This window comes from Nonomuraea sp. NPDC050556 (assembly GCF_044457355.1).
Classification (GTDB): domain Bacteria; phylum Actinomycetota; class Actinomycetes; order Streptosporangiales; family Streptosporangiaceae; genus Nonomuraea.
On record NZ_JBITGU010000007.1, the window covers coordinates 176038 to 195251 of the forward strand.

The 19214-nt window shown below is 70.7% G+C and carries 21 protein-coding genes; 6 read left to right on the plus strand and 15 right to left on the minus strand.

Going from position 1 to position 19214, the window contains the following annotated elements; translation table 11 throughout:
- Positions 1-64 precede the first annotated feature (64 nt).
- From ACIBG8_RS51060 to ACIBG8_RS51075, 4 genes are all read right to left on the minus strand, one after another.
- Entirely contained in the window at positions 65-2404 is a 2340-nt protein-coding gene (locus ACIBG8_RS51060) for a polyribonucleotide nucleotidyltransferase (RefSeq protein WP_397350645.1), read from the minus strand.
- Positions 2405-2668: 264 nt separating this feature from the next.
- Positions 2669-2938, minus strand: coding sequence for a 30S ribosomal protein S15 (rpsO, locus tag ACIBG8_RS51065; RefSeq protein ID WP_397350646.1), 270 nt, complete (start codon positions 2936-2938; stop codon positions 2669-2671).
- Positions 2939-2947: 9 nt separating this feature from the next.
- Positions 2948-3976: a DMT family transporter gene (locus ACIBG8_RS51070; RefSeq protein ID WP_397350647.1), complete on the minus strand. Its 1029-nt coding sequence runs from the start codon at positions 3974-3976 to the stop codon at positions 2948-2950.
- A 63-nt stretch (positions 3977-4039) separates the two neighbouring features.
- A complete protein-coding gene (locus ACIBG8_RS51075) occupies positions 4040-4984 on the minus strand; it encodes a bifunctional riboflavin kinase/FAD synthetase (RefSeq protein WP_397350867.1) in 945 nt (314 codons plus the stop codon).
- A gap of 101 nt (positions 4985-5085) precedes the next feature.
- On the opposite strand from ACIBG8_RS51075, the gene ACIBG8_RS51080 reads away from it, so the two are divergent.
- The gene (locus ACIBG8_RS51080) at positions 5086-6105 is read left to right on the plus strand and encodes a TRM11 family SAM-dependent methyltransferase (RefSeq protein WP_397350648.1); all 1020 of its coding nucleotides are present in this window, start codon (positions 5086-5088) and stop codon (positions 6103-6105) included.
- On the opposite strand, the gene truB is transcribed toward ACIBG8_RS51080, so the two are convergent.
- From truB to rimP, 8 genes are all read right to left on the minus strand, one after another.
- On the minus strand, positions 6102-6956 hold the full coding sequence (truB, locus tag ACIBG8_RS51085; RefSeq protein WP_397350649.1) for a tRNA pseudouridine(55) synthase TruB: 855 nt from the start codon (positions 6954-6956) through the stop codon (positions 6102-6104). The two genes, ACIBG8_RS51080 and truB, sit on opposite strands and share 4 nt — an antisense overlap.
- Positions 6956-7984, minus strand: coding sequence for a bifunctional oligoribonuclease/PAP phosphatase NrnA (locus tag ACIBG8_RS51090; protein ID WP_397350650.1), 1029 nt, complete (start codon positions 7982-7984; stop codon positions 6956-6958). Before ACIBG8_RS51090 ends, truB begins: the two co-directional genes overlap by 1 nt.
- Positions 7981-8430: a 30S ribosome-binding factor RbfA gene (rbfA, locus tag ACIBG8_RS51095; protein WP_397350651.1), complete on the minus strand. Its 450-nt coding sequence runs from the start codon at positions 8428-8430 to the stop codon at positions 7981-7983. Before rbfA ends, ACIBG8_RS51090 begins: the two co-directional genes overlap by 4 nt.
- 77 nt (positions 8431-8507) lie before the next feature.
- The gene (locus tag ACIBG8_RS51100; RefSeq protein ID WP_397350652.1) at positions 8508-8804 is read right to left on the minus strand and encodes a DUF503 domain-containing protein; all 297 of its coding nucleotides are present in this window, start codon (positions 8802-8804) and stop codon (positions 8508-8510) included.
- Positions 8805-8929: 125 nt separating this feature from the next.
- Entirely contained in the window at positions 8930-12115 is a 3186-nt protein-coding gene (gene infB, locus ACIBG8_RS51105; protein ID WP_397350653.1) for a translation initiation factor IF-2, read from the minus strand.
- 112 nt (positions 12116-12227) lie between these two features.
- The gene (locus ACIBG8_RS51110; RefSeq protein WP_397350654.1) at positions 12228-12542 is read right to left on the minus strand and encodes a YlxR family protein; all 315 of its coding nucleotides are present in this window, start codon (positions 12540-12542) and stop codon (positions 12228-12230) included.
- Positions 12526-13530, minus strand: coding sequence for a transcription termination factor NusA (gene nusA / locus ACIBG8_RS51115; protein WP_397350655.1), 1005 nt, complete (start codon positions 13528-13530; stop codon positions 12526-12528). The genes ACIBG8_RS51110 and nusA overlap by 17 nt, the downstream gene beginning before the upstream one ends.
- Positions 13531-13542: 12 nt before the next feature.
- Entirely contained in the window at positions 13543-14034 is a 492-nt protein-coding gene (gene rimP, locus ACIBG8_RS51120) for a ribosome maturation factor RimP (RefSeq protein ID WP_397350656.1), read from the minus strand.
- Positions 14035-14230: 196 nt separating this feature from the next.
- On the opposite strand from rimP, the gene ACIBG8_RS51125 reads away from it, so the two are divergent.
- Both ACIBG8_RS51125 and ACIBG8_RS51130 read left to right on the plus strand, forming a co-directional pair.
- Complete coding sequence (locus ACIBG8_RS51125) at positions 14231-14689, plus strand: hypothetical protein (RefSeq protein WP_397350657.1); 459 nt, start codon at positions 14231-14233, stop codon at positions 14687-14689.
- A complete protein-coding gene (locus ACIBG8_RS51130; RefSeq protein WP_397350658.1) occupies positions 14686-15108 on the plus strand; it encodes a ferritin-like domain-containing protein in 423 nt (140 codons plus the stop codon). The genes ACIBG8_RS51125 and ACIBG8_RS51130 overlap by 4 nt, the downstream gene beginning before the upstream one ends.
- Here the strand turns inward: ACIBG8_RS51130 and ACIBG8_RS51135 are convergent.
- Together ACIBG8_RS51135 and ACIBG8_RS51140 are read right to left on the minus strand one after the other, a co-directional pair.
- Positions 15067-15735 carry a hypothetical protein gene (locus ACIBG8_RS51135; protein ID WP_397350659.1) on the minus strand — a complete coding sequence of 223 codons (669 nt, stop codon included), beginning with the start codon at positions 15733-15735 and terminating at the stop codon, positions 15067-15069. The two genes, ACIBG8_RS51130 and ACIBG8_RS51135, sit on opposite strands and share 42 nt — an antisense overlap.
- 4 nt (positions 15736-15739) lie before the next feature.
- On the minus strand, positions 15740-16564 hold the full coding sequence (locus ACIBG8_RS51140) for an alpha/beta fold hydrolase (RefSeq protein WP_397350660.1): 825 nt from the start codon (positions 16562-16564) through the stop codon (positions 15740-15742).
- A 57-nt stretch (positions 16565-16621) separates the two neighbouring features.
- Between ACIBG8_RS51140 and ACIBG8_RS51145 the strand changes: the two genes are divergently transcribed.
- Together ACIBG8_RS51145 and ACIBG8_RS51150 are read left to right on the plus strand one after the other, a co-directional pair.
- Positions 16622-17146 (plus strand): helix-turn-helix domain-containing protein, encoded by a 525-nt coding sequence (locus ACIBG8_RS51145; protein WP_397350661.1) that lies wholly within the window; start codon positions 16622-16624, stop codon positions 17144-17146.
- A 25-nt stretch (positions 17147-17171) separates the two neighbouring features.
- A complete protein-coding gene (locus tag ACIBG8_RS51150) occupies positions 17172-17354 on the plus strand; it encodes a DUF4236 domain-containing protein (RefSeq protein ID WP_397350662.1) in 183 nt (60 codons plus the stop codon).
- Here the strand turns inward: ACIBG8_RS51150 and ACIBG8_RS51155 are convergent.
- The gene (locus ACIBG8_RS51155; RefSeq protein ID WP_397350663.1) at positions 17302-18267 is read right to left on the minus strand and encodes a phosphotransferase; all 966 of its coding nucleotides are present in this window, start codon (positions 18265-18267) and stop codon (positions 17302-17304) included. The two genes, ACIBG8_RS51150 and ACIBG8_RS51155, sit on opposite strands and share 53 nt — an antisense overlap.
- Before the next feature lie 19 nt (positions 18268-18286).
- Between ACIBG8_RS51155 and ACIBG8_RS51160 the strand changes: the two genes are divergently transcribed.
- Complete coding sequence (locus ACIBG8_RS51160) at positions 18287-19111, plus strand: PhzF family phenazine biosynthesis protein (RefSeq protein WP_397350664.1); 825 nt, start codon at positions 18287-18289, stop codon at positions 19109-19111.
- Positions 19112-19214 lie beyond the last annotated feature (103 nt).

Below are 19214 nucleotides of genomic sequence, written 5' to 3' on the forward strand. Positions count from 1 at the left end.
GGCCCGCCTTCGGCGGACCCATCAAGAAAGGCCCCGTGCTTATTGGTGCCCTCGCTGCGCTCGGTCACGAGTTGCGGTCTTCTCCCTCACCACCGCGCGTCGTGGGACGAACCCGCGTGCGCGTACGGCGCGGCTTGTCGTCGCGCTGCTTGTCCTCGGCGGCCTCGGCCGGGGCGTCGTCGGAGGCGGGAGCGGAGGACGAGGCGGCGGGCGCCTCGGACTTCTCGGCGGCCTCCTTCTCGATGACCTCGACGGGCACCAGCGAGAGCTTGCCGCGGGCGTCGATCTCGGCGATCTCGACCTGGACCTTCTCGCCGACGCTCATGACGTCTTCCACGTTCTCGATGCGCTTGCCGCCGTGCAGCTTGCGGATCTGGGAGACGTGGAGCAGGCCGTCCTTGCCCGGCATGAGCGAGATGAACGCGCCGAAGGCGGCGATCTTGACGACCGTGCCCAGGTAACGCTCGCCCACCTCGGGCATGTGCGGGTTGGCGATGGCGTTGATGGCGCTGCGCGCGGCCTCCGCAGACGGGCCGTCGGTAGCACCGATGTAGATCGTGCCGTCGTCCTCGATGGTGATCTCGGCGCCGGTGTCGTCCTGGATCTGGTTGATCATCTTGCCCTTCGGGCCGATGACCTCGCCGATCTTGTCTACCGGAACCTTGATCGTGATGATGCGCGGCGCGGTGGCGTTCATCTCCGCCGGGGAGTCGATCGCCTCCTGCATCACGTCGAGGATCGCCAGGCGGGCGCCCTTGGCCTGCTTGAGCGCGGCGGCCAGCACGGAGGCGGGGATGCCGTCGAGCTTGGTGTCGAGCTGCAGGGCCGTGATGACGTCCTTGGTGCCGGCGACCTTGAAGTCCATGTCGCCCATGGCGTCTTCGGCGCCGAGGATGTCGGTCAGGGTGACGTAGTTGTCGCCGTCGCCGATGAGGCCCATCGCGATGCCCGCGACCATCTCGCGCAGCGGCACACCGGCGTCGAGCAGCGCCATCGTGGAGGCGCAGACCGACCCCATCGAGGTGGAGCCGTTGGAGCCCAGCGCCTCGGAGACCTGGCGGATCGCGTAGGGGAACTCCTCGCGGGCCGGAAGGACCGGGATGAGCGCCCGCTCGGCGAGCGCGCCGTGGCCGATCTCGCGGCGCTTGGGCGAGCCCACGCGGCCGGTCTCACCGGTGGAGTAGGGCGGGAAGTTGTAGTTGTGCATGTAGCGCTTGGTCCGCTCGGGGTTGAGCGTGTCGATGACCTGCTCCATGCGCAGCATGTTGAGGGTGGTGATGCCCAGGATCTGGGTCTCGCCACGCTCGAACAGGGCCGAGCCGTGCACCCGCGGGATCACGTGGACCTCGGCGCTGAGCGCGCGGATGTCCTTGGGACCGCGGCCGTCGATGCGGACACCCTCCTTGATGACCCGCTCGCGCATGAGCTTCTTGGTCAGCGAGCGGAAGGCGGCGCTGAGCTCCTTCTCGCGGCCCTCGAAGTCGGCGGCCAGCTTCTCGGCGGCCAGCGCCTTGAGGCGGTCGAGCTCCTGCTCGCGCTCCTGCTTGCCGGCGATCGTCAGCGCCGAGGCGAGCTCGGTCTTGACCGCGCTCTCGACGGCGGCGAAGGCGTCCTCCTGGTAGTCGAGGAAGACGGGGAACTCGGCGGTCTCCTTGGCGGCGACCTTCGCGATCTTCGACTGCGCCTCGCACAGCACCTTGATGAACGGCTTGGCCGCCTCAAGACCCTGGGCGACGGTCTCCTCGGTGGGAGCGACGGCGCCGTCGGCGACGAGCTTCAGCGTGTCCTTGGTGGACTCGGCCTCGACCATCATGATCGCCACGTCGCCGTCCGCGAGGACGCGACCGGCGACGACCATGTCGAACGTGGCCTTCTCCAGCTCGGGGTTGGTCGGGAAGGCGACCCACTGGCCGTCGATCAGCGCGACGCGGACGCCGCCGATCGGGCCGGAGAACGGCAGCCCGGCGAGCTGGGTGCTCAGCGAGGCGGCGTTGATGGCGACCACGTCGTACAGGTGGTCGGGGTGCAGCGACATGACGGTCGCCACGACCTGGACCTCGTTGCGCAGGCCCTTGACGAAGGACGGGCGCAGCGGGCGGTCGATCAGGCGGCAGGTGAGGATCGCGTCCTCGGACGGGCGGCCCTCGCGGCGGAAGAACGAGCCGGGAATGCGGCCGGCCGCGTACATGCGCTCCTCGACGTCCACCGTCAGGGGGAAGAAGTCGAGGTTGTCCTTGGGGTTCTTCGAAGCGGTGGTCGCGGACAGGACCATCGTCTCGTTGTCGAGATAGGCGACGGCTGAGCCGGCCGCCTGGCGCGCGAGGCGACCGGTCTCGAACCGGATCGTGCGCGTGCCGAATGCGCCGTTGTCGATAACGGCTTCTGCGGTGTGGACACCCTCCACGGGGGACCTCCTTGGTCGGTCGGTCTCCCGCGCCCTCTTCTTCACCGGCACCCTCGTATAGGTGCAGCGCCGGTCTTCGATCGAAGCGCCCGGTCATCCCGACCGGAAGCCACTACCGAGGACCGGCCCGCAGGCGTCGCGGGTCGCATGGTGCTTGACGGACGCGGGGGCTCTTAGTGTCTCTGATCTTCAGTTGTACGGCACAGCGCGACGCGCCGCACCTATATGAGAAGGGAGCGGCGCGAACGCCGCTCCCTCGTCAAACTATCGGCGCAGGCCGAGCCGCTCGATGAGCGAGCGGTAGCGCGCGATGTCGTTGGCCTGCAGGTACTTCAGCAGGCGGCGACGGCGTCCGACCAGCAGGAGCAGGCCACGACGGCTGTGGTGGTCGTGCTTGTGGCCCCTGAGGTGCTCGGTCAGGTCGCTGATGCGCTTGCTGAGGAGCGCGATCTGCACCTCGGGCGACCCGGTGTCGCCTTCGAGGGTCGCGTACTCAGCGATGATTGCCTTCTTGGCAGCGGTGTCGAGGGACACGGCTCTCCTTCAATCTACGGGCACGCGCGAATGAGACAAGGTGTGCGAACGACCGTGCGTGCCTACAGTCGCCGCGAGAAGGCCTTCAGGGCAGCGCGCAGCGCAGCCGTTACAGAGCCGACATGCAAGGTTACCATCGCGGAGGTCGTGGTGCGGAAACAGCGCGATGCCCCCCAGCACGAGCGCGGCGCCGACCAGCAGCGGGACGGTCAGCGACTCGCCGAGGAAGGCCACGGCCGCCGCGACCCCGAAGATCGGGATCAGGTTGAGGATCATCGCCGCCGAGCTCACGGACACGTGCACGATGGCCCGGTTGTAGAGCAGGAAGCTCGCTCCGAAGCCTACGGCCCCGGAAACGATCGCCGCCACCCAGTATTGCGCGGGCACGTCCAGCGTCTCGGCGCCCGTCGACCACTGGACGACCGCCGCGGGAAGGGTGAACGCCAGGCCGAAGCCGAACTGGTGGGCTGTGACCGTGTCCGGGTCCTCTGCGGCGACCATGCGGGCGGCCAGCACCGAGTAGACGGCCGCGGTGAGCGCCTCCAGCAGCACGAGCGCGTCGCCCGGCCCGAACGCGCCCAGTGACGGCCCGCCGCCGAGCGCCACGACGCCGGTAACGGCCACCACCAGGCCCGCGACGCCGCGCCTGGTGATCCCCTCGCGCAGGAAGACGGCGGCGAGGAGGACGCCGAAGACCGACTCGGTGCCGCTGAGCAGGGAGGCGTTGGACGCGGAGGTCATCCCCAGCCCTACGGTCCTGGCGGCGTAGGCGACAGCGGGCTCCAGCAGCCCTAACAGCGCCAGCCTGCCGAACCCGTTGGGGCGCCGGTAGCCGCGGCGCAGCGCCACCGCCCAGACCACGACGTTGGCGGCGGCCAGCTCGATCACCAGCGTGGTGACCGGGCCGAAGCCGGACAGCGCGAACTTGGCGAGCACCGTCCCCATCGCCCATCCGGCGGACGCGACGATGAGGCTCGCGTGATTACGTGTAGTTACCCCCAGCACTCGCCCAGTGTCGGAGGACGCTCTGTCCTGCACCTGAGTAGGTGACTACTCAAAAACCCCCTGCGTGGTACGGCTGCGCCGCCCACGGCCGGGTCGTCAGGTCGTCAGGCGGCGGGCTTCGGCGACGTCGGCGTGGATCTGGGCGATCAGGGCCTCGATGGAGTCGAACTTGGTGTTGCCGCGCAGCCGGGCGGCGAAGTCCACGGCCACATGCGTGCCGTACAGCTCCAGGTCGTCCCGGTCGAGGGCATACGCCTCGACGGTCCGAGGGACGCCCTCGAAGGTCGGGTTGGTCCCGACGGAGATCGCGGCGGGCCACCGTTCGCCCTCGTAGGCGACCGGCAGGTTGCCCACCGGGATGCACTGCAGCCACCCCGCGTAGACCCCGTCCTCCGGGATCGCGGTGTGCGGCGGCGTCTCCACGTTGGCCGTCGGGAAGCCGAGCTGCCGCCCGCGCTGGTACCCGCGCACGACCACCCCCTCCACCCGGTGCGGACGCCCCAGCGACACGGTCGCCGCCTCCATGTCGCCGGACGCCACCTGCCGCCGCACCAGCGTCGAGGACAGCCCGTCCAGCAGCGGCACGACCTCCACCCCGAAGTCGTACTTCTCGCCCAGCGTCCGCAAAATCTCGACGTCTCCGGCGGCGCGGTGACCGAACGCGAAGTTCTCCCCCGCCAGCACGGCCGCCACGTGCAACCGGTCCACCAGCACCGTCTGCGCGAAGTCCGCCGGGCTCAACGTGGACAGGTCCACCGTGAACGGCAGCACCAGCACGACGTCCACACCCTGCGCCTCCAGCAGCTCCGCCCGCCGCCTGGCTGTCGTCAGCCTGGGCGGCTGCGACCCTGGACGGACCACCTCGGCGGGGTGCGGCTCGAAGGTGACCGCCACGCTGGGCACCCCCAGCGCGCGCGCCGCGGCCACGGTGCGCGCCAGAAGAGCCTGGTGACCTCGGTGAACGCCGTCGAACACGCCGATCGTCACGACCGACCTGCCCCAGTCACCGGGCACGTCATCCAGTCCGCGCCAGCTCTGCACGCTCATCCCCATTCATCGGTGGCGGATCAATCCCCACAAGCCTGCCATGCTCCCCCGCATTCCCATCAATCGCGGGGTAGGGAGGTACGATCGGTGCCACCATGCCGAGTTATGCGCTTCTGATCCTGCCTGCCTTCAACCGCGTCTACGGCGAGAGCTCCATCCGCCTGACCAGGAGCGAGCTGGCCGCCTTCGCCGAACGAGCCCTGAAGGCCGATATTTCCGATATCGAGGACACGACGATCGGCGGCGTCCCGTACGTCACCTTCGACGCCTCGGCGACGCTTGCGGAGGACGACGTCGCGCTGCTGTCCAACCTGTCGTCGGTCTACGCGCTCTACCAGGTCGAGGGCGACCTGCTGCGCCCACTGACCGTCAGGCCGCTCGACCGGCTCAGCAGCGACCTCATCACGATCCAGAAGTACGCCGGCAAGACCAACGAGCACTTCACCAAGCTCCTGCTCAACGTCACCGTCCTGGCCTCGGACTCCAAGCTGAACGACCGCCTCGCCGTGTTCGACCCGATGTGCGGCAGGGGCACGACGCTCAACCAGGCCCTCATGTACGGCTACGACGCCGCCGGGATCGAGATCGACGGCAAGGACTTCGACGCCTACACGCTCTTCCTCAAGACCTGGCTGAAGAACAAGCGCTTCAAGCACACCGCCGAGGTCGTGCCGGTACGCAGGGAGCGCGCCCTGGTCGGGCGCCGGCTCAACGTCACCTTCGGGGTGACCAAGGAGGAGTACAAGGCGGGCGACGTGCAGCAGGTCGCCGTCGTCAGCTCCGACACGCTCAGGGCGCGCGAGTTCTTCAAGCCGCGCACCTTCGACGTGATCGTCACCGACGCCCCCTACGGCGTGCAGCACGGCAGCAAGGGCGGCCAGGGGCTGTCGCGCAGCCCGCTGGAGCTCCTGGACCAGGCGCTGCCCGCCTGGGCCGAGCTGCTGCGGCCCGGCGGGGCGATCGGCATCTCGTGGAACACGTACGGCGGCAGCCGTACCGACCTCGCCGAGATCCTGGAGAAGAGCGGCCTGGAGGTCGTGACCTACCCGGAGTTCGAGCACTGGGTGGACCAGGCGATCGTCCGCGACATCATGGTCGCCCGCAAACCCGCCTAGACGAACACGGCGAGGGGCTTGGCGATCCTGCCCTGCTCCTCGACCAGCGCCAGCAGCGCGCCGTCCGGGCCGAACACGCCGATCGGTCCCTTGCCGATGCCCGCCACGGGCAGCCTGCCGCCGTGGGAGACGACGCGCGCCTCCTCCTCGGTGACGTCCCTGCGCGGGAACGCGGCGCTCACCGCGTCGCCGATGGGCAGGATCGTGCACTCCTGCCCGAGCTGCTCGATCGTCCTGGCCTGCGCCAGGCCGTACGGGCCGACGCTGGTGCGGCGCAGGGAGGTCAGGTGGCCGCCGACGCCCAGCCCGGCGCCCAGGTCGCGGGCGAGCGAGCGGATGTAGGTGCCGCTGGAGCAGCGGATCGTCGCCCGGATCGACGGCCCGTCGATCGAGGTGACCTCGAAGGAGTGCACGGTGATCGGCCGGGCCTTGAGCTCGACCTCCTCACCCGCGCGGGCCAGCTTGTAGGCCCGCTCGCCGTTCACCTTGATCGCGCTGACCTGCGGCGGGACCTGCATGATCGGCCCGGTCAGCGCGGCGATGCCCGCGCGGATGTCGGCCTCCGCGACGTCCACCGGGGTCGTGGCGAGCACCTCGCCCTCGGCGTCGTCGGTGTTCGTCGTGACGCCCAGCAGGATCGTGGCCTCGTAGACCTTCTCGGTCAGCGCCAGGTGACCCAGCAGCCTGGTGGCCTTCTCCACGCCGATGACCAGCACGCCGGTGGCCATCGGGTCGAGCGTGCCCGCGTGGCCGACCCTGCGGGTGCCGGCGATCCCGCGCAGCTTGCCCACGACGTCGTGCGAGGTCCAGTCGGCCGGCTTGTCGACGATGATCAGGCCACTCTCGGCCATCAGGCGGTCCTCAGTTGCTCTCGGAAACGGTCCATGGTCTGTTCGACGGTGTCGTGCGAGGTGAAACCGGCCGCGCCCGCGTGCCCGCCACCGCCCAGGGCGGTGCAGATCGCGGCGACGTCGACCGCGCCCTTGGAGCGCGTCGACACCTGCCAGGCGCCGTCGTCGTCCTCCTTGAGCACGACGGCGACCTCCGCCTCCTCGGTACGGCGGATCACGTCGATGATCCCCTCGACCTCGTCGTACGGCAGGCCGTGCGCGGCCCGGTCGAGATGCGTGACGTACGTCCACACCAGGCCGTCTTCGAGCACGACCCGGTCGAGCGCGGCGCCGAGCACCTTGAGGTAGCCGAACGGGGAACGGTCCCACAGCTCGCGCGCGATCTCGTCGGTACGCAGCCCGGCGGCGACCAGCCGAGCGGCCAGCTCGTGCGCGGCCGGCGTGGTGGAGGTGTGTCTGAACGAGCCGGTGTCGGTCACCAGCCCCACGTAGAGGCAGGTGGCGACGTCCTTGGTGATCGGGCGGCCGAGCCGCCTGATCAGCTCCTCGACCAGCACGGCCGTGGCGGCCACGCCAGGGTCGATGAGGCTGAGCGTGCCGAACCCGGCGTTGGACGGGTGATGGTCGACCACGACCAGCTCGCGCGCCCTGGCCGCGTTGCCCGCGAGCAGGCCCAGCCGGTCGAGCGTCGAGGAGTCGAAGGACATCATCAGCGCGGGCTCGTCGGGAAAGTCGGCGGGCGGCGACAACATCTCCAGCCCCGGCAGGAAGCGCAGCAGCCTGGGCACGGCGAAGCGCCGGTCGCCGAAGGAGGCCACCACGCGCTTGCCCATCGAGCGCAGCGTGAACGCGGTGGCCAGCATCGAGCCCAGCGCGTCGCCGTCGGGCGAGACGTGGCAGGCCAGCGCGATCTCGTCGGCCTCGCCGACGAGCTTCAGCGCCCGCCCCCAGTCGCGCTCCGACGGACCCCGGCCAGACCGGACGGGACCGTCCGGCCTGGGGCTCCTGTCACGCAGCTCGGGTGTCACGTCGCCGGCTCGTCCTCGTCCTCTTCCGCCTCTGGCTTCTTGTACGGATCGGCGTCGCCCGCGTACTGCGCACCGGCCGCCTTGCGCGCCACCTCGGCGTCCTTGGCCTTGGCCACGGCGAGCAGGTCGTCGAGCTGGCGGGCGCTGTCGGGCAGCGGGTCGTGCTGGAACGTCAGCGACGGGGTGTGGCGCACGCCGGTCTGCTTGCCGACCTCCGAGCGGATGATGCCCTTGGCGCTCTCCAGGGCGGCAGCGGTGTCGCCACGCTCTGCCTCGGACCCGAACACCGTGTAGAAGACCGTCGCGTCACGCAGGTCGTTGGTGATGCGGGTGTCTGTCACGGTCACGAAACCCAGGCGCGGGTCCTTGATCCGCCGATCCAGCATCTCGGCGACGATCTGCTGGATGCGATCGGCGAGCTTGCGCGCGCGTGCTGCGTCCACCATGTTCGCTCCCCCTCACTTGCCGTACTCATCTGTTTAGCGCACTTCGGGCGGGCCTTGTTCCGGCCCGCCCGAACTGCTCACTCTTCGTCGTTGTAGAGCCGCTGCCGCGCCGACAGCAACTCGATTTCCGGGCGGAAGGCCACGAGGCGTTCGCAGGCCTCCATCACCTCTCCGCAGTGGCCCGCGGTCGAGGAGACGACGGCGACGCCGATCTCCGCCCTGCGATGCAGGTCGAGATGACCGGTCTCGGCCACGGCGACGCCGGGGAAACGTTTCTGCAGCTCGGCCACCAAAGGGCGGACCACCGAGCGTTTCTGCTTCAGCGAGTGAACGTCGCCGAGCAGGATGTCCAGAGTCAGGGCACCGACATACATCGTTGATTGCGCCGCTTCGTCGTGAGGGAACCGCCCGCGGAGCCTTGCTGCGGCGTGGAGCCGGTCTCCGTGGGCGTCGCACGAGGGGCGCCCGGCGGAGGAACCGCCGGGCGCCCGTTCACGCGTTATGCGCGCGGCTTCTCGCGCATCTCGAACGTCTCGATGACGTCGTCGAGCTTGATGTCGCTGTAGCCGACACCGATACCGCACTCGAAGCCCTCACGGACCTCGGTCGCGTCGTCCTTGAAGCGACGCAGCGACGAGACGGTGAGGTTGTCCGCGATGACGACGCCGTCGCGGATGATCCTCGCCTTGCTGTTGCGCACGATGACACCCGAGCGGACCAGCGAACCGGCGACGTTGCCGATCTTCGGCACCTTGAAGACCTCGCGGACTTCGGCGGTGCCCATCTGGACCTCTTCGAACTCGGGCTTGAGCATGCCCTTGAGCGCGGCTTCGATCTCCTCGATCGCCTGGTAGATGACCGAGTAGTAGCGAATGTCGACACCCTCGCGCTCGGCCAGGTCGCGCGCCCGAGGCTCGGGGCGGACGTTGAAGCCGATGATGACCGCGTTGTCGTCGGCCACCGCCAGGTTGACGTCGTACTCGGTGATCGCACCGACGGCGCGGTGCAGCACGCGGAGCCTGACCTCGTCGCCCACGTCGATCTTGAGCAGCGCGTCTTCCAGTGCTTCCACCGAACCGGACACGTCACCCTTGATGATGAGCTTGAGCTCGTCGACGCGGCCCTTCTCGAGGTTGCTGAACAGCTCCTCGAGGGTGAGCCTGCGGCTCGACTTGGCCATGTCGGCACTGCGCTTGCGCGCCGCGCGCTGCTGGGCGATCTGGCGGGCCATGCGGTCGTCGGTGACGACGATGAAGTTGTCACCGGCTCCCGGCACGCCGGTCAGGCCCATGACCTCGACGGGACGCGACGGCGGTGCCTCTTCGACGAAGTCGCCGTTGTCGTCGAGCATCGCCCGGACGCGGCCGTAGGCCTCGCCACAGACGATCGAGTCGCCCACGCGCAGCGTGCCGCGCTGGACCAGGACGGTCGCGACCGGGCCACGGCCCTTGTCGAGGTGCGCCTCGATCGCGATGCCCTGAGCGTCCATCGTGGGGTTGGCGCGGAGGTCGAGCTCCGCGTCGGCCGTCAGGACGATCGCCTCGAGGAGGTCCTCGATGCCGGTGCCCTCCTTGGCCGAGATGTTGACGAACAGCGTCGAGCCGCCGAACTCCTCGGCCACCAGGCCGTACTCGGTGAGCTGGGCACGGACCTTGGTCGGGTCCGCGCCTTCCTTGTCCACCTTGTTGACCGCGACCACGATCGGCACGTCGGCCGCCTGGGCGTGGTTGAGAGCCTCGATGGTCTGCGGCTTCACACCGTCGTCGGCCGCGACCACCAGGACGGCGATGTCGGTGGCCTTGGCGCCACGGGCACGCATGGCGGTGAACGCCTCGTGACCCGGGGTGTCGATGAAGGTGATCTTCCGCTCTTGGCCCTCGTGCTCGGCCGTGACCTGGTAGGCACCGATGTGCTGGGTGATGCCACCCGCCTCGCGCGCCACCACGTTGGTCTTGCGGATGGCGTCGAGCAGCTTCGTCTTACCGTGGTCGACGTGACCCATGACGGTCACGACCGGCGGACGCGCGGCGAGGTCTTCCTCGTCGCCCTCGTCCTCGCCGAACTCGATGTCGAAGGCCCCGAGAAGCTCGCGGTCCTCCTCCTCCGGGCTGACGACCTGGATGACGTAGTCGAGCTCGGCGCCCAGGAGCTGCAGCGTCTCCTCGTTGACCGCCTGCGTCGCCGTGACCATCTCGCCGAGGTGCAGCATGATCTGCACGAGCGAGGCGGGGTTGGCGCCGATGCGGTCGGCGAAGTCGGACAGCGAAGCGCCGCGCGGAAGGCGGAGCGTCGCCCCGTTGCCGCGAGGAGCCTGCACGCCACCGATCGCCGGTGCCTGCATGTTGTCGAACTCTTGACGCCTCTGCCGCTTCGACTTGCGCCCGCGGGTCGGACGGCCGCCGGGGCGACCGAAGGCGCCCGCCGTGCCGCCACCGCGACCGCGGCCACCGCCGCCGGGACGGCCGGCGAAACCGCCGCCACCGCCACCGGGACCACCGGTGCCCGTGCCGGGACGGCCTGCGCCGCCACCGCCACCCGGACGACCGGCGAAGCCGCCGCCACCGGGACGACCGCCGCCGCCACCACCGGCGGGACGGCCACCGCCGCCACCGCCACCGGGACGACCGCCGGGGCCGCCGCCTGGGCGACCGCCACCGCCGCCGCCACCCGGACCAGCCGGACGGCCCTGCGGCATCATCATCGGGTTGGGACGCGGCCCACCGGGACGGGGACCGCCGGGACCACCGGCGCCGCCACCGGGACGCGGGCCACCAGCGCCCGGACCGGGACGGGGACCGCCAGGGCCACCCGCGCCGCCCGGAGCACCGGGACGAGCGGACGGCGGACGGGGCATCGCGCCATCGCGCGGCGGACCGTCACGCCTGTCGCCGCGCGGGCCGGCGGGAGCGCCGTCACGCGGAGGAGCACCGTCACGACCGCCGGGACGCGGCGGGCGGGACTGGCCCATGCCGCTCGCGTTCGACGAGAACGGGTTGTTGCCGGGACGCGGGCCACGGGGACCCGGCTTGGGGCCGGGACCGGGACGTGCGCCGCCACCGGCCGGCGCACCGGCGCCGGGACGCTGACCGGACGGGCCGGACGGAGCGCCGCGGTCGCCACCGGGGGCACCGGCGGCGGGACGCGCAGCGGGGCCGGGCTTGGGGCCCGGACGAGCGGCGGGACCCGGCCGGGGGCCGGAGGCTGCAGCGGGACGGGCGCCGGCACCGCTGTCGAAACGCGGCTGCGGAGCCTCGTTGCGCGGCGCTTCCGCGCGAGGTGCTTCCTGCTGCTGGTGCGGCATGGCCACCGGCGGACGCGCCGGAGTGGCCGGAGCCGCGGGAACGACCGGAGCCGCGGGTGCGGCCGGTCCTGGTCGCGGACCGGGCTTGGGACCCGGGCCGGGACGTGGTGCTGATGAGGGCGCCTCTGCGGCGCCGTTGCCGGCCTGGCTCTCAACCGGCCGGGGGGCAGGCCGTGGGGCCTGCGGCTTGGACGACGAACCGCCGCCCTTAGAGGACCCACCCTTGGGTGCGCCCAGTGCTTCGGTGAGCCTGCGGACGACCGGCGCCTCTATGGTGGAGGACGCCGAACGGACGAACTCCCCCATCTCCTGGAGCTTGGCCATGACGACCTTGCTCTCAACGCCGAACTCCTTAGCGAGCTCGTATACCCGGACCTTCGCCACTGCACTCCCTTACTCGGCCCGGGAGGCTGGCTATGCCGTCCAGGCCGTCTTTACGTTGACGTACTCATCGCCGCGTGCTCATCAGGCGCTCATAGCAATCTGACTCCGCCCATCAACTCGGCGTCTTACATGACATTTCGTGGTTCTCCTTCTCCAGGTGCGCTCGCACTCGCGAGATGTCAAGCGTTCCCTGCACGCGAAACGCGCGGGGAAACGCTCGGCGACGCTCGGCAAGCTCAAGACAGCCCAGGTCGGGGTGCAGCGAAGCACCCCTGCCAGGAAGCCGTCCTCGCAGGTCAGGGATCACTTGATCCTCGACCAGCACCAGTCGGAGCAGCTCGGACTTGGCCGTGCGAACCCGGCAGCCCACGCACGTTCTCAGCGGGCCTGCCAGGCCACCATATTCCAGCTTACCGCGTGGACGCATCTACGGAACCGGCGGCATCTTCGGCTTGTGTGTCGGGCCTGATGTCGATCCGCCATCCGGTGAGCCTCGCGGCAAGCCTAGCGTTCTGGCCTTCCTTGCCGATCGCCAGCGAGAGCTGGTAGTCGGGGACGGTGACGCGCGCGACCCTGCCGTCGAGGTCGAGGACTTCGACGTGTGAAACACGGGCGGGAGACAGTGCATTCCCCACGAACTCGCCGGGATCCTCCGACCAGTCGATGATGTCGATCTTCTCGCCGTGCAGCTCGGTCATCACGTTGCGCACCCGCGAGCCCATGGGGCCGATGCAGGCGCCCTTGGCGTTGACGCCGGGCTTGCGGGACCTGACCGCGATCTTCGTGCGGTGACCGGCCTCGCGCGCGACGGCGGCGATCTCGACGGTGCCGTCGGCGATCTCCGGCACCTCGAGCGCGAACAGCTTCTTGACCAGCCCCGGGTGCGTGCGGGACAGGGTGACCGACGGCCCCTTGTGCCCCTTCTTCACCTGCACGACGTAGGCGCGGATGCGCTCGCCGTGCACGTAGTCCTCGCCGGGCACCTGCTCGTTGTGGGGCAGGATCGCCTCGATCTTGCCGAGGTCGACGAGCACCACGCGGGGGTCCTTGCCCTGCTGGATCACGCCGGAGACCAGCTCGCCCTCGCGGCTGGCGAACTCGCCGAAGTTGATCTCGTCTTCCGCGTCACGCAGCTGCTGGAGGATGATCTGCTTGGCGGTGGTCGCGGCGATGCGGCTGAAGTTTCCAGGGGTGTCGTCGAACTCCCTGGAGATCTCGCCTTCCTCGTCGAGCTCGGCGGCCCAGATCGTGACGTGACCGTTGTCCCGGTCGACCTCGGCCCTCGCCTTGGGCGCCGCACCCTCGGTGCGGAAGTAGGCGATCAGCAGCGCGTCCTCGATCGCCTTGACGACCAGGTCGAAGGAGATGTCCTTCTCCCGCTCCAGGCTGCGCAGGACGCTCATGTCGATGTCCACGAGGCTTCCCCCTTAGCCTTCTTCGCCGTCGTCGTTGCCCTCGTCGGCATCGTCGATCCGGCGGAACTCCACCTGCACCCGTCCGCGGGCGAGGTCTTCGAACTCGAATCGGCGGTCGTCGATCGTGACGCCGCTCTCGTCGACCGCCATGATGCGGCCCTCCACCGCGCCGCCGTCCCGCATCTCGGCCTTGACCAGGCGCTTGACCGCGCGGCGCCAGTGGCGCGGCTCGGTCAGCGGGCGGTCGATGCCAGGAGAGGAGACCTCGAGCGTGTAGGCGGACTGGCCCATGATGGTGTCGTCGTCGTCGAGCGCCGCGGAGACCGCGTTGCTCACGTCGGCCACGTCGTCCAGCGAGACGCCGCCGTCCTTGTCGACGACCACGCGCAGCAACTTGCGCTTGCCGGCCGCCGTGACGGTGATGTCCTCCAGATCGAGACCCTCGGCGTTGACGACGGGCTCGAGGAGCTTCATCAGGTGGTCGCGGGATGTAGCGCTGCCCATATCGACCTCCCTATTGACGTTGTGTTCTGCTCTGGCGACGACAGTTCACACCCTATCCGCACCAGGGCATGGAAAGAGTGCCACTCCGCTGTTGGAGCGGCTCGGTGCGTCTCGGAGCGTGTGTGACCCTACCTGAGCGTGGGAGCCCGTACGATGCTAGGAACTCCGGACCGTTCTTCTGCAGGAGGCACTTCCCTTGCGCCCGCTTCCCGTCTCACGGCGAGCCGTGCTCGCCGGCGGAGCGGCGGCGCTGGCCCTTTCCGGCTGTACGGCGAAGCCGGAGGCGGCGCCTCCCACCAAGGGTCCCGACCCTGAGCACGTGCTGCTGGCCGAGCTGGTCGCGGAGAAGGAACGCACCATCGCCCTCTACCAGGCGCTCGGCGCCGAGCGGCTCAAGCCGTTCCAGGCGCGGCACGAGGCGCACCTGGCCGAGCTGCGCAGGCGGCTGCCCGCCGCCCTTCCCACGGCCGCCCCGACGGCCCGGTCCTCGCCGCCGCCGAAGGTGTCGCTGACCCGGCTGCGCGACGTCGAGCGCAAGGCGGCGGCGCTGCGCCCGCGCCAGCTCGCCGACGCCTCGCCAGCGCTGGCGCAGCTCATCGCCAGCATCGGCGCCTGCGAGGCGGCGCACGCCCTGGCCCTGCCGAGGTCGCTGTGACCGACGTGGACAGGCTGCGCAAGGCGCTGTCCGCCGAGCACGCGGCGGTCTACGCGTACGGCCTGCTCGGGGCGCGCACGACGGGCACGCTGCGTGCGCGGGTGACGGCGGCCTACGACGCGCACCGGGCCAGGCGCGACGCGTTGCGCTCGCTCATCCTGACCCGGGGCGGCGCGCCGACGGAGCCGGAGGCCTCCTACGAGGTGGGCGGCGTCCCGACCGGTTCGGCGGCTGCGGTCAAGCTCGCGGTGCAGGTGGAGAGCGGCATCGCGGCCACCTACGTGGAGCTGGCCGCCTCTGACGAGGCGTCGCTGCGCAGGTACGCGGCGCTGGCCGTACAGGAGGCTGTGACCAGGTCGTACGGCTTCCGCCCCGCTCTAACCACCGCTTTCCCCGGCCTGCCGTCCGGCACCGGCTAGGAGCGCCACGACCGCCAGGGACAGGGTGAACGGCAGCCCGGCGACCCCGGGGCTCGCCCCGCCCACGGCCAGCGCGTAGGCCGTCCCGGCCAGCGTCGCCAGGAACGACGCGGCGACGAAGGCGGCGAGCCTGCCGCGCGGCTTCCAGGCCGTGGCGGCGACCGCTGCGGCGAGCACGGCCAGGGCGGGCCAGTAGCGGAAGCGGGCGTGCACCTCGCCGACGAGCACGTCGGGCAGCTTCTCGTACGGCAACGCCACGGCGCCCAGGGGAACGAGCGCCACGACCACCGCCACTGCCAGCACCACGAGGGAGAAGGTCGTGTCGCCCAGCCGCAGGCAGGCCGCGCCGATCGCCAGCGGCACGACCAACCCGAGCGCCACGGCCCAGCCCAGCGCCCAGGGCAGCCCGTAGGAGGTGGCGGTGAGCACGACGGCAGGGGCGTACATGCCGAGCGCGACGAACGCCCCCTGCCCGACCGGCATCATCCCGGTGCGCCTGAGCAGCAGGTGGCAGCTCATGACCGCCGCCGCGACGACGCACGCGACGGACAGCAGGCGCAACGTGCCCGCACCGCTCACGAGGGGAAGGGCCGCGGCGACCGCCAGGGCGGCTAAGGCTGAACGCACGGCGCTACGGTAGCGCTCCGACCAGGTCGCGGATGGCCGCCAGCACGGCGTCCTCGTGTTCGAGGTGCATGAACTGGTGGGAGGCGCCGTCGAGCTCGCGGTGCTCGCCGCGGGAGACGGACGCGACCATGGCGGCGTGCATCGCGTGGATGCCGTCGTGCGCCTGCTTCATCTGCTCCTCGGTCATGAACTGCGCCCAGTAGGGGTTGCGCCCCTTGGCCGTCAGCACCATGAGGGGCACGTCGGGCAGCGGGCCGCCCGCCCTCAGCTCGCCGTACACCTCGCTCTCGAAGTTCAGCGTCTCCTCCACGGCGACGCGCCAGCGGGTGACGTGGTAGTCGACCAGTTGCTCCCTGACGTCCTCCGGCAGCGGGGCGAGCGCCTCGCCCCAGCCCTTGCGCGCGGCCGCTACCTGCTCGCCGGTGAGCTCGGGCAGCTGCGCCAGGTCGGGCTTCATACGCTCGTTGAGCTCCGCGGCGCCTTCCGGCATGAAGTCGAAGATGTCCTCGTGCCCGGGGTCGAGCAGCAGCAGCCCGGCCACCTCGCCGGGGTGGAGCTGGGCGTAGCGGCGCGCGTAGAAGGCGCCCAGCGAGTGCCCGGCCAGCACGTACGGCCCGGCGACCCCCTCGGCGGCGAGCAGGGACCGCAGCTCGCCGACCACGTCGGCCGCCGAGCGCGGCAGCGTCGCAGGGGCGCCCCAGCCGGTGCCCGCCCTGTCGTAGATGACGCTGCCGGTTTCCAGGCGTTCGTGCAGGTTGTAGTAGTCCAGCCCGACCAGTCCGGCTCCGGGCAGGAACACCACGGGCCGCTCGCCCTTCTTTATTCTCATGATTTGAGAATGTAGACGATAGATGCGACCGTTCGCAAGATATGAGAACATTCAGGCATGGACGCGCTCGAACTCCTCGCCCACCCCGTACGGCTGCGCATCGTGCACGCCATGTCGGGCGGCTTGGTCCTCACCACGGCGCAGCTCTGCGAGCGGCTGCCCGACGTCTCCAAGGCCACGCTCTACCGGCACGTCGGCCTGCTCGCCGAGGGCGGCCTGCTGGAGGTGGAGGGCGAGCAGCGGGTGCGCGGCGCCGTCGAGCGCAGCTATCGGCTGCGCCAGGACCGCGCCGTGCCCGGCGCAGACGCGATGGCCGCGCTGTCGGCCGACGACGGGCGGCGCGTGTTCGCCGCCGCGATGGCGACGCTGATCGCCGAGTTCAACGCCTACCTCGACAGGGACGGCGCCGACCCGGTGGCCGACCAGGTCGGCTTCCGCCAGCACGCCCTGTGGCTGAGCGACGCCGAGCGCGAGCGGCTGATCGACGGCCTGCGCGCGGCGATCGTCCCGCACCTCGGCAACGAGGACGCGCCGGGCCGGAGGCGCCACCTGCTGAGCCCCATCCTCTTTCCGTTGGAATAGGGATTTTTCGGGTAGCTGCGCCCGCATGGGTCTGAGCTATAGGAAAACCATCAAGGTGGGTCCCCTCCGCCTCAACCTTTCCCGCGGCGGTGTCGGACACAGCTGGGGGAACCGTCTCTTCCGCGTCACCCGCACCGCCGACGGGCGCAGGACGCTCACCGTGAACCTGCCCGGCGGTTTCCACTGGCGTCGGAGCCTTCGCAAGTGACCAGCTCCTCCACCGTCCCCTCCAGCGCTTCCCAGCCCGCGCGCGCGTCCGCCGTGTCGCCGTGCGGCCTGGTGAAGTCGTCCAGGTAGATCGACACGTCCTCCAGCGCCCACCGCAGCCGGTAGAGCTCCAGCGCGTCGCCGTCCGGCTCGCGGCCGGACGCCTCGGCGTAGCGGCGCAGGTCCTCCGCCCCGCGTGCGACCAGCCAGAGGTCACGCTCCGGTACGGCCAGGCCGACGGTGTCCCAGTCCACCAGCCGCGGTGCGCCGGACACCCACATCACGTTGCCCGGGTGCGGCTCGCCATGCGTCACGACCGGCGAGCCGTCCAGCCCGGCGAGCAGCGTGTCGAAGTCGCGCAACCGCCTCCTGATCCCCGGGGCGCAGCGTTCCACCAGGTCCCGCGCCGCCTCGCCGTACGGACCTGAAGCGCCGCGATAGTCGGCCAGCATCGCCTCCAGGGACGCGCGGGTGGTCAGGTCCGCGCTCCTGACAGGCGTGCCGGAGGGCGGTACGGCGGTGTGGAGCGCGGCCAGCACGTCGAGGACCTGGCCGCGCCGCAGGTCGTCGAGCTCGTCGCCGAACCCGCCGGAGACACCGTCCAGCAGCGGGAAGACGCTCACCCCGAACCGCCCGCACACCTCCACGGCCGCCCCGCGCGCGCTGGGCAGCGGCGGCACCACGAACTCCAGGTCCCCCAGCGCCGCCGCCGTGTCCATGGCCCTGACCAGCTCCGCCTCTGGCTGCAACCGCCGCTCCAGGTCCGCCACGGTGACGAACCATCGGCCGCCCGCGCGCCAGTGGTAGTCGCCGAACCCGACGGGCGCGTACTCCAGCAGCTCCCCGCCGATCCCCCACGCGTCGAGCGCCAGCCGCAGGTCGCGCTCCTCAAGGCCTTCCGGCAGATCTTTCATGCCCGACAGAATCCCCTGTATGAAGCGACCTTTCCAGCAAGTTGACGTGTTCACGGCCGAGCCCTACCGGGGCAACCCGCTCGCCGTCGTCCTCGACGGGGAGGGCCTGAGCACCGAGCAGATGCAGCGGTTCGCCCACTGGACGAACCTCTCGGAGACCACGTTCGTCCTGCCGCCCACCTCGCGGGAGGCCGACTACCGCGTGCGGATCTTCACTCCGACGCTGGAGCTCCCCTTCGCCGGGCACCCGACCCTCGGCACCTGCCACGCCTGGCTGTCCGGGAACGAGCGTCCTGGGACGATCGTGCAGGAGTGCGGCGCCGGGCTGATCCAGATCCGCCAGGACGGCTCCCGCCTGTCCTTCGCCGCCCCGCCGCTGCTGCGCGAGGGCCCGGTCGAGGCGTCCCTGCTGAGCGAGCTCGCCGGCGGCCTGGGCATCGGCGTCGAGGACGTCGTGGACGCGGCCTGGGCGGACAACGGGCCCGGCTGGGTGGCGCTCCTGCTGCGCTCGGCCGACGCGGTCCTCGCCCTGGACCCCGGCGAGCTACGGCACGACGTGGGCGTGGTCGGTGCGTATCCGGGCGGGTCACCGTACGCTTTCGAGGTCCGCGCGTTCTTCCCGAAGGACGGGCAGACGGTGGAGGACCCGGTCACGGGTAGCCTGAACGCGTCGCTGGCGCAGTGGCTCCTGTCGACCGGCCGTGCGGCGACGCCGTACACCGCGAGCCAGGGGACGGCGCTGGGCCGGGCGGGCCGTGTCCATCTCGACCGGGACGCGGACGGCACCGTGTGGGTCGGCGGCGACGTGGTCACCTGCGTCGAGGGAACGGTGCACATCGGGTAGAGGGGGAAGCACACACCCCTCTCCACTCTTAACGTATAGCGCAACCGGGGGCTTGCGGCAAGACCCCGGCGGTGCTGCACAATCAACGCTCGTGGCCAGAACC

Bases quoted from the DNA above. Each gene is read 5' to 3' on its own strand.
- ACIBG8_RS51080 (WP_397350648.1), top strand. From the start codon at position 5,086: ATGCCGAGTTATGCGCTTCTGATCCTGCCTGCCTTCAACCGCGTCTAC.
- truB (WP_397350649.1), bottom strand. From the start codon at position 6,956: ATGGCCGAGAGTGGCCTGATCATCGTCGACAAGCCGGCCGACTGGACC.
- rbfA (WP_397350651.1), bottom strand. From the start codon at position 8,430: ATGGTGGACGCAGCACGCGCGCGCAAGCTCGCCGATCGCATCCAGCAG.
- ACIBG8_RS51100 (WP_397350652.1), bottom strand. From the start codon at position 8,804: ATGTATGTCGGTGCCCTGACTCTGGACATCCTGCTCGGCGACGTTCAC.
- ACIBG8_RS51110 (WP_397350654.1), bottom strand. From the start codon at position 12,542: ATGCGTCCACGCGGTAAGCTGGAATATGGTGGCCTGGCAGGCCCGCTG.
- rimP (WP_397350656.1), bottom strand. From the start codon at position 14,034: ATGGGCAGCGCTACATCCCGCGACCACCTGATGAAGCTCCTCGAGCCC.
- ACIBG8_RS51140 (WP_397350660.1), bottom strand. From the start codon at position 16,564: ATGAGAATAAAGAAGGGCGAGCGGCCCGTGGTGTTCCTGCCCGGAGCC.
- ACIBG8_RS51145 (WP_397350661.1), top strand. From the start codon at position 16,622: ATGGACGCGCTCGAACTCCTCGCCCACCCCGTACGGCTGCGCATCGTG.
- ACIBG8_RS51150 (WP_397350662.1), top strand. From the start codon at position 17,172: ATGGGTCTGAGCTATAGGAAAACCATCAAGGTGGGTCCCCTCCGCCTC.
- ACIBG8_RS51155 (WP_397350663.1), bottom strand. From the start codon at position 18,267: ATGAAAGATCTGCCGGAAGGCCTTGAGGAGCGCGACCTGCGGCTGGCG.
- ACIBG8_RS51160 (WP_397350664.1), top strand. From the start codon at position 18,287: ATGAAGCGACCTTTCCAGCAAGTTGACGTGTTCACGGCCGAGCCCTAC.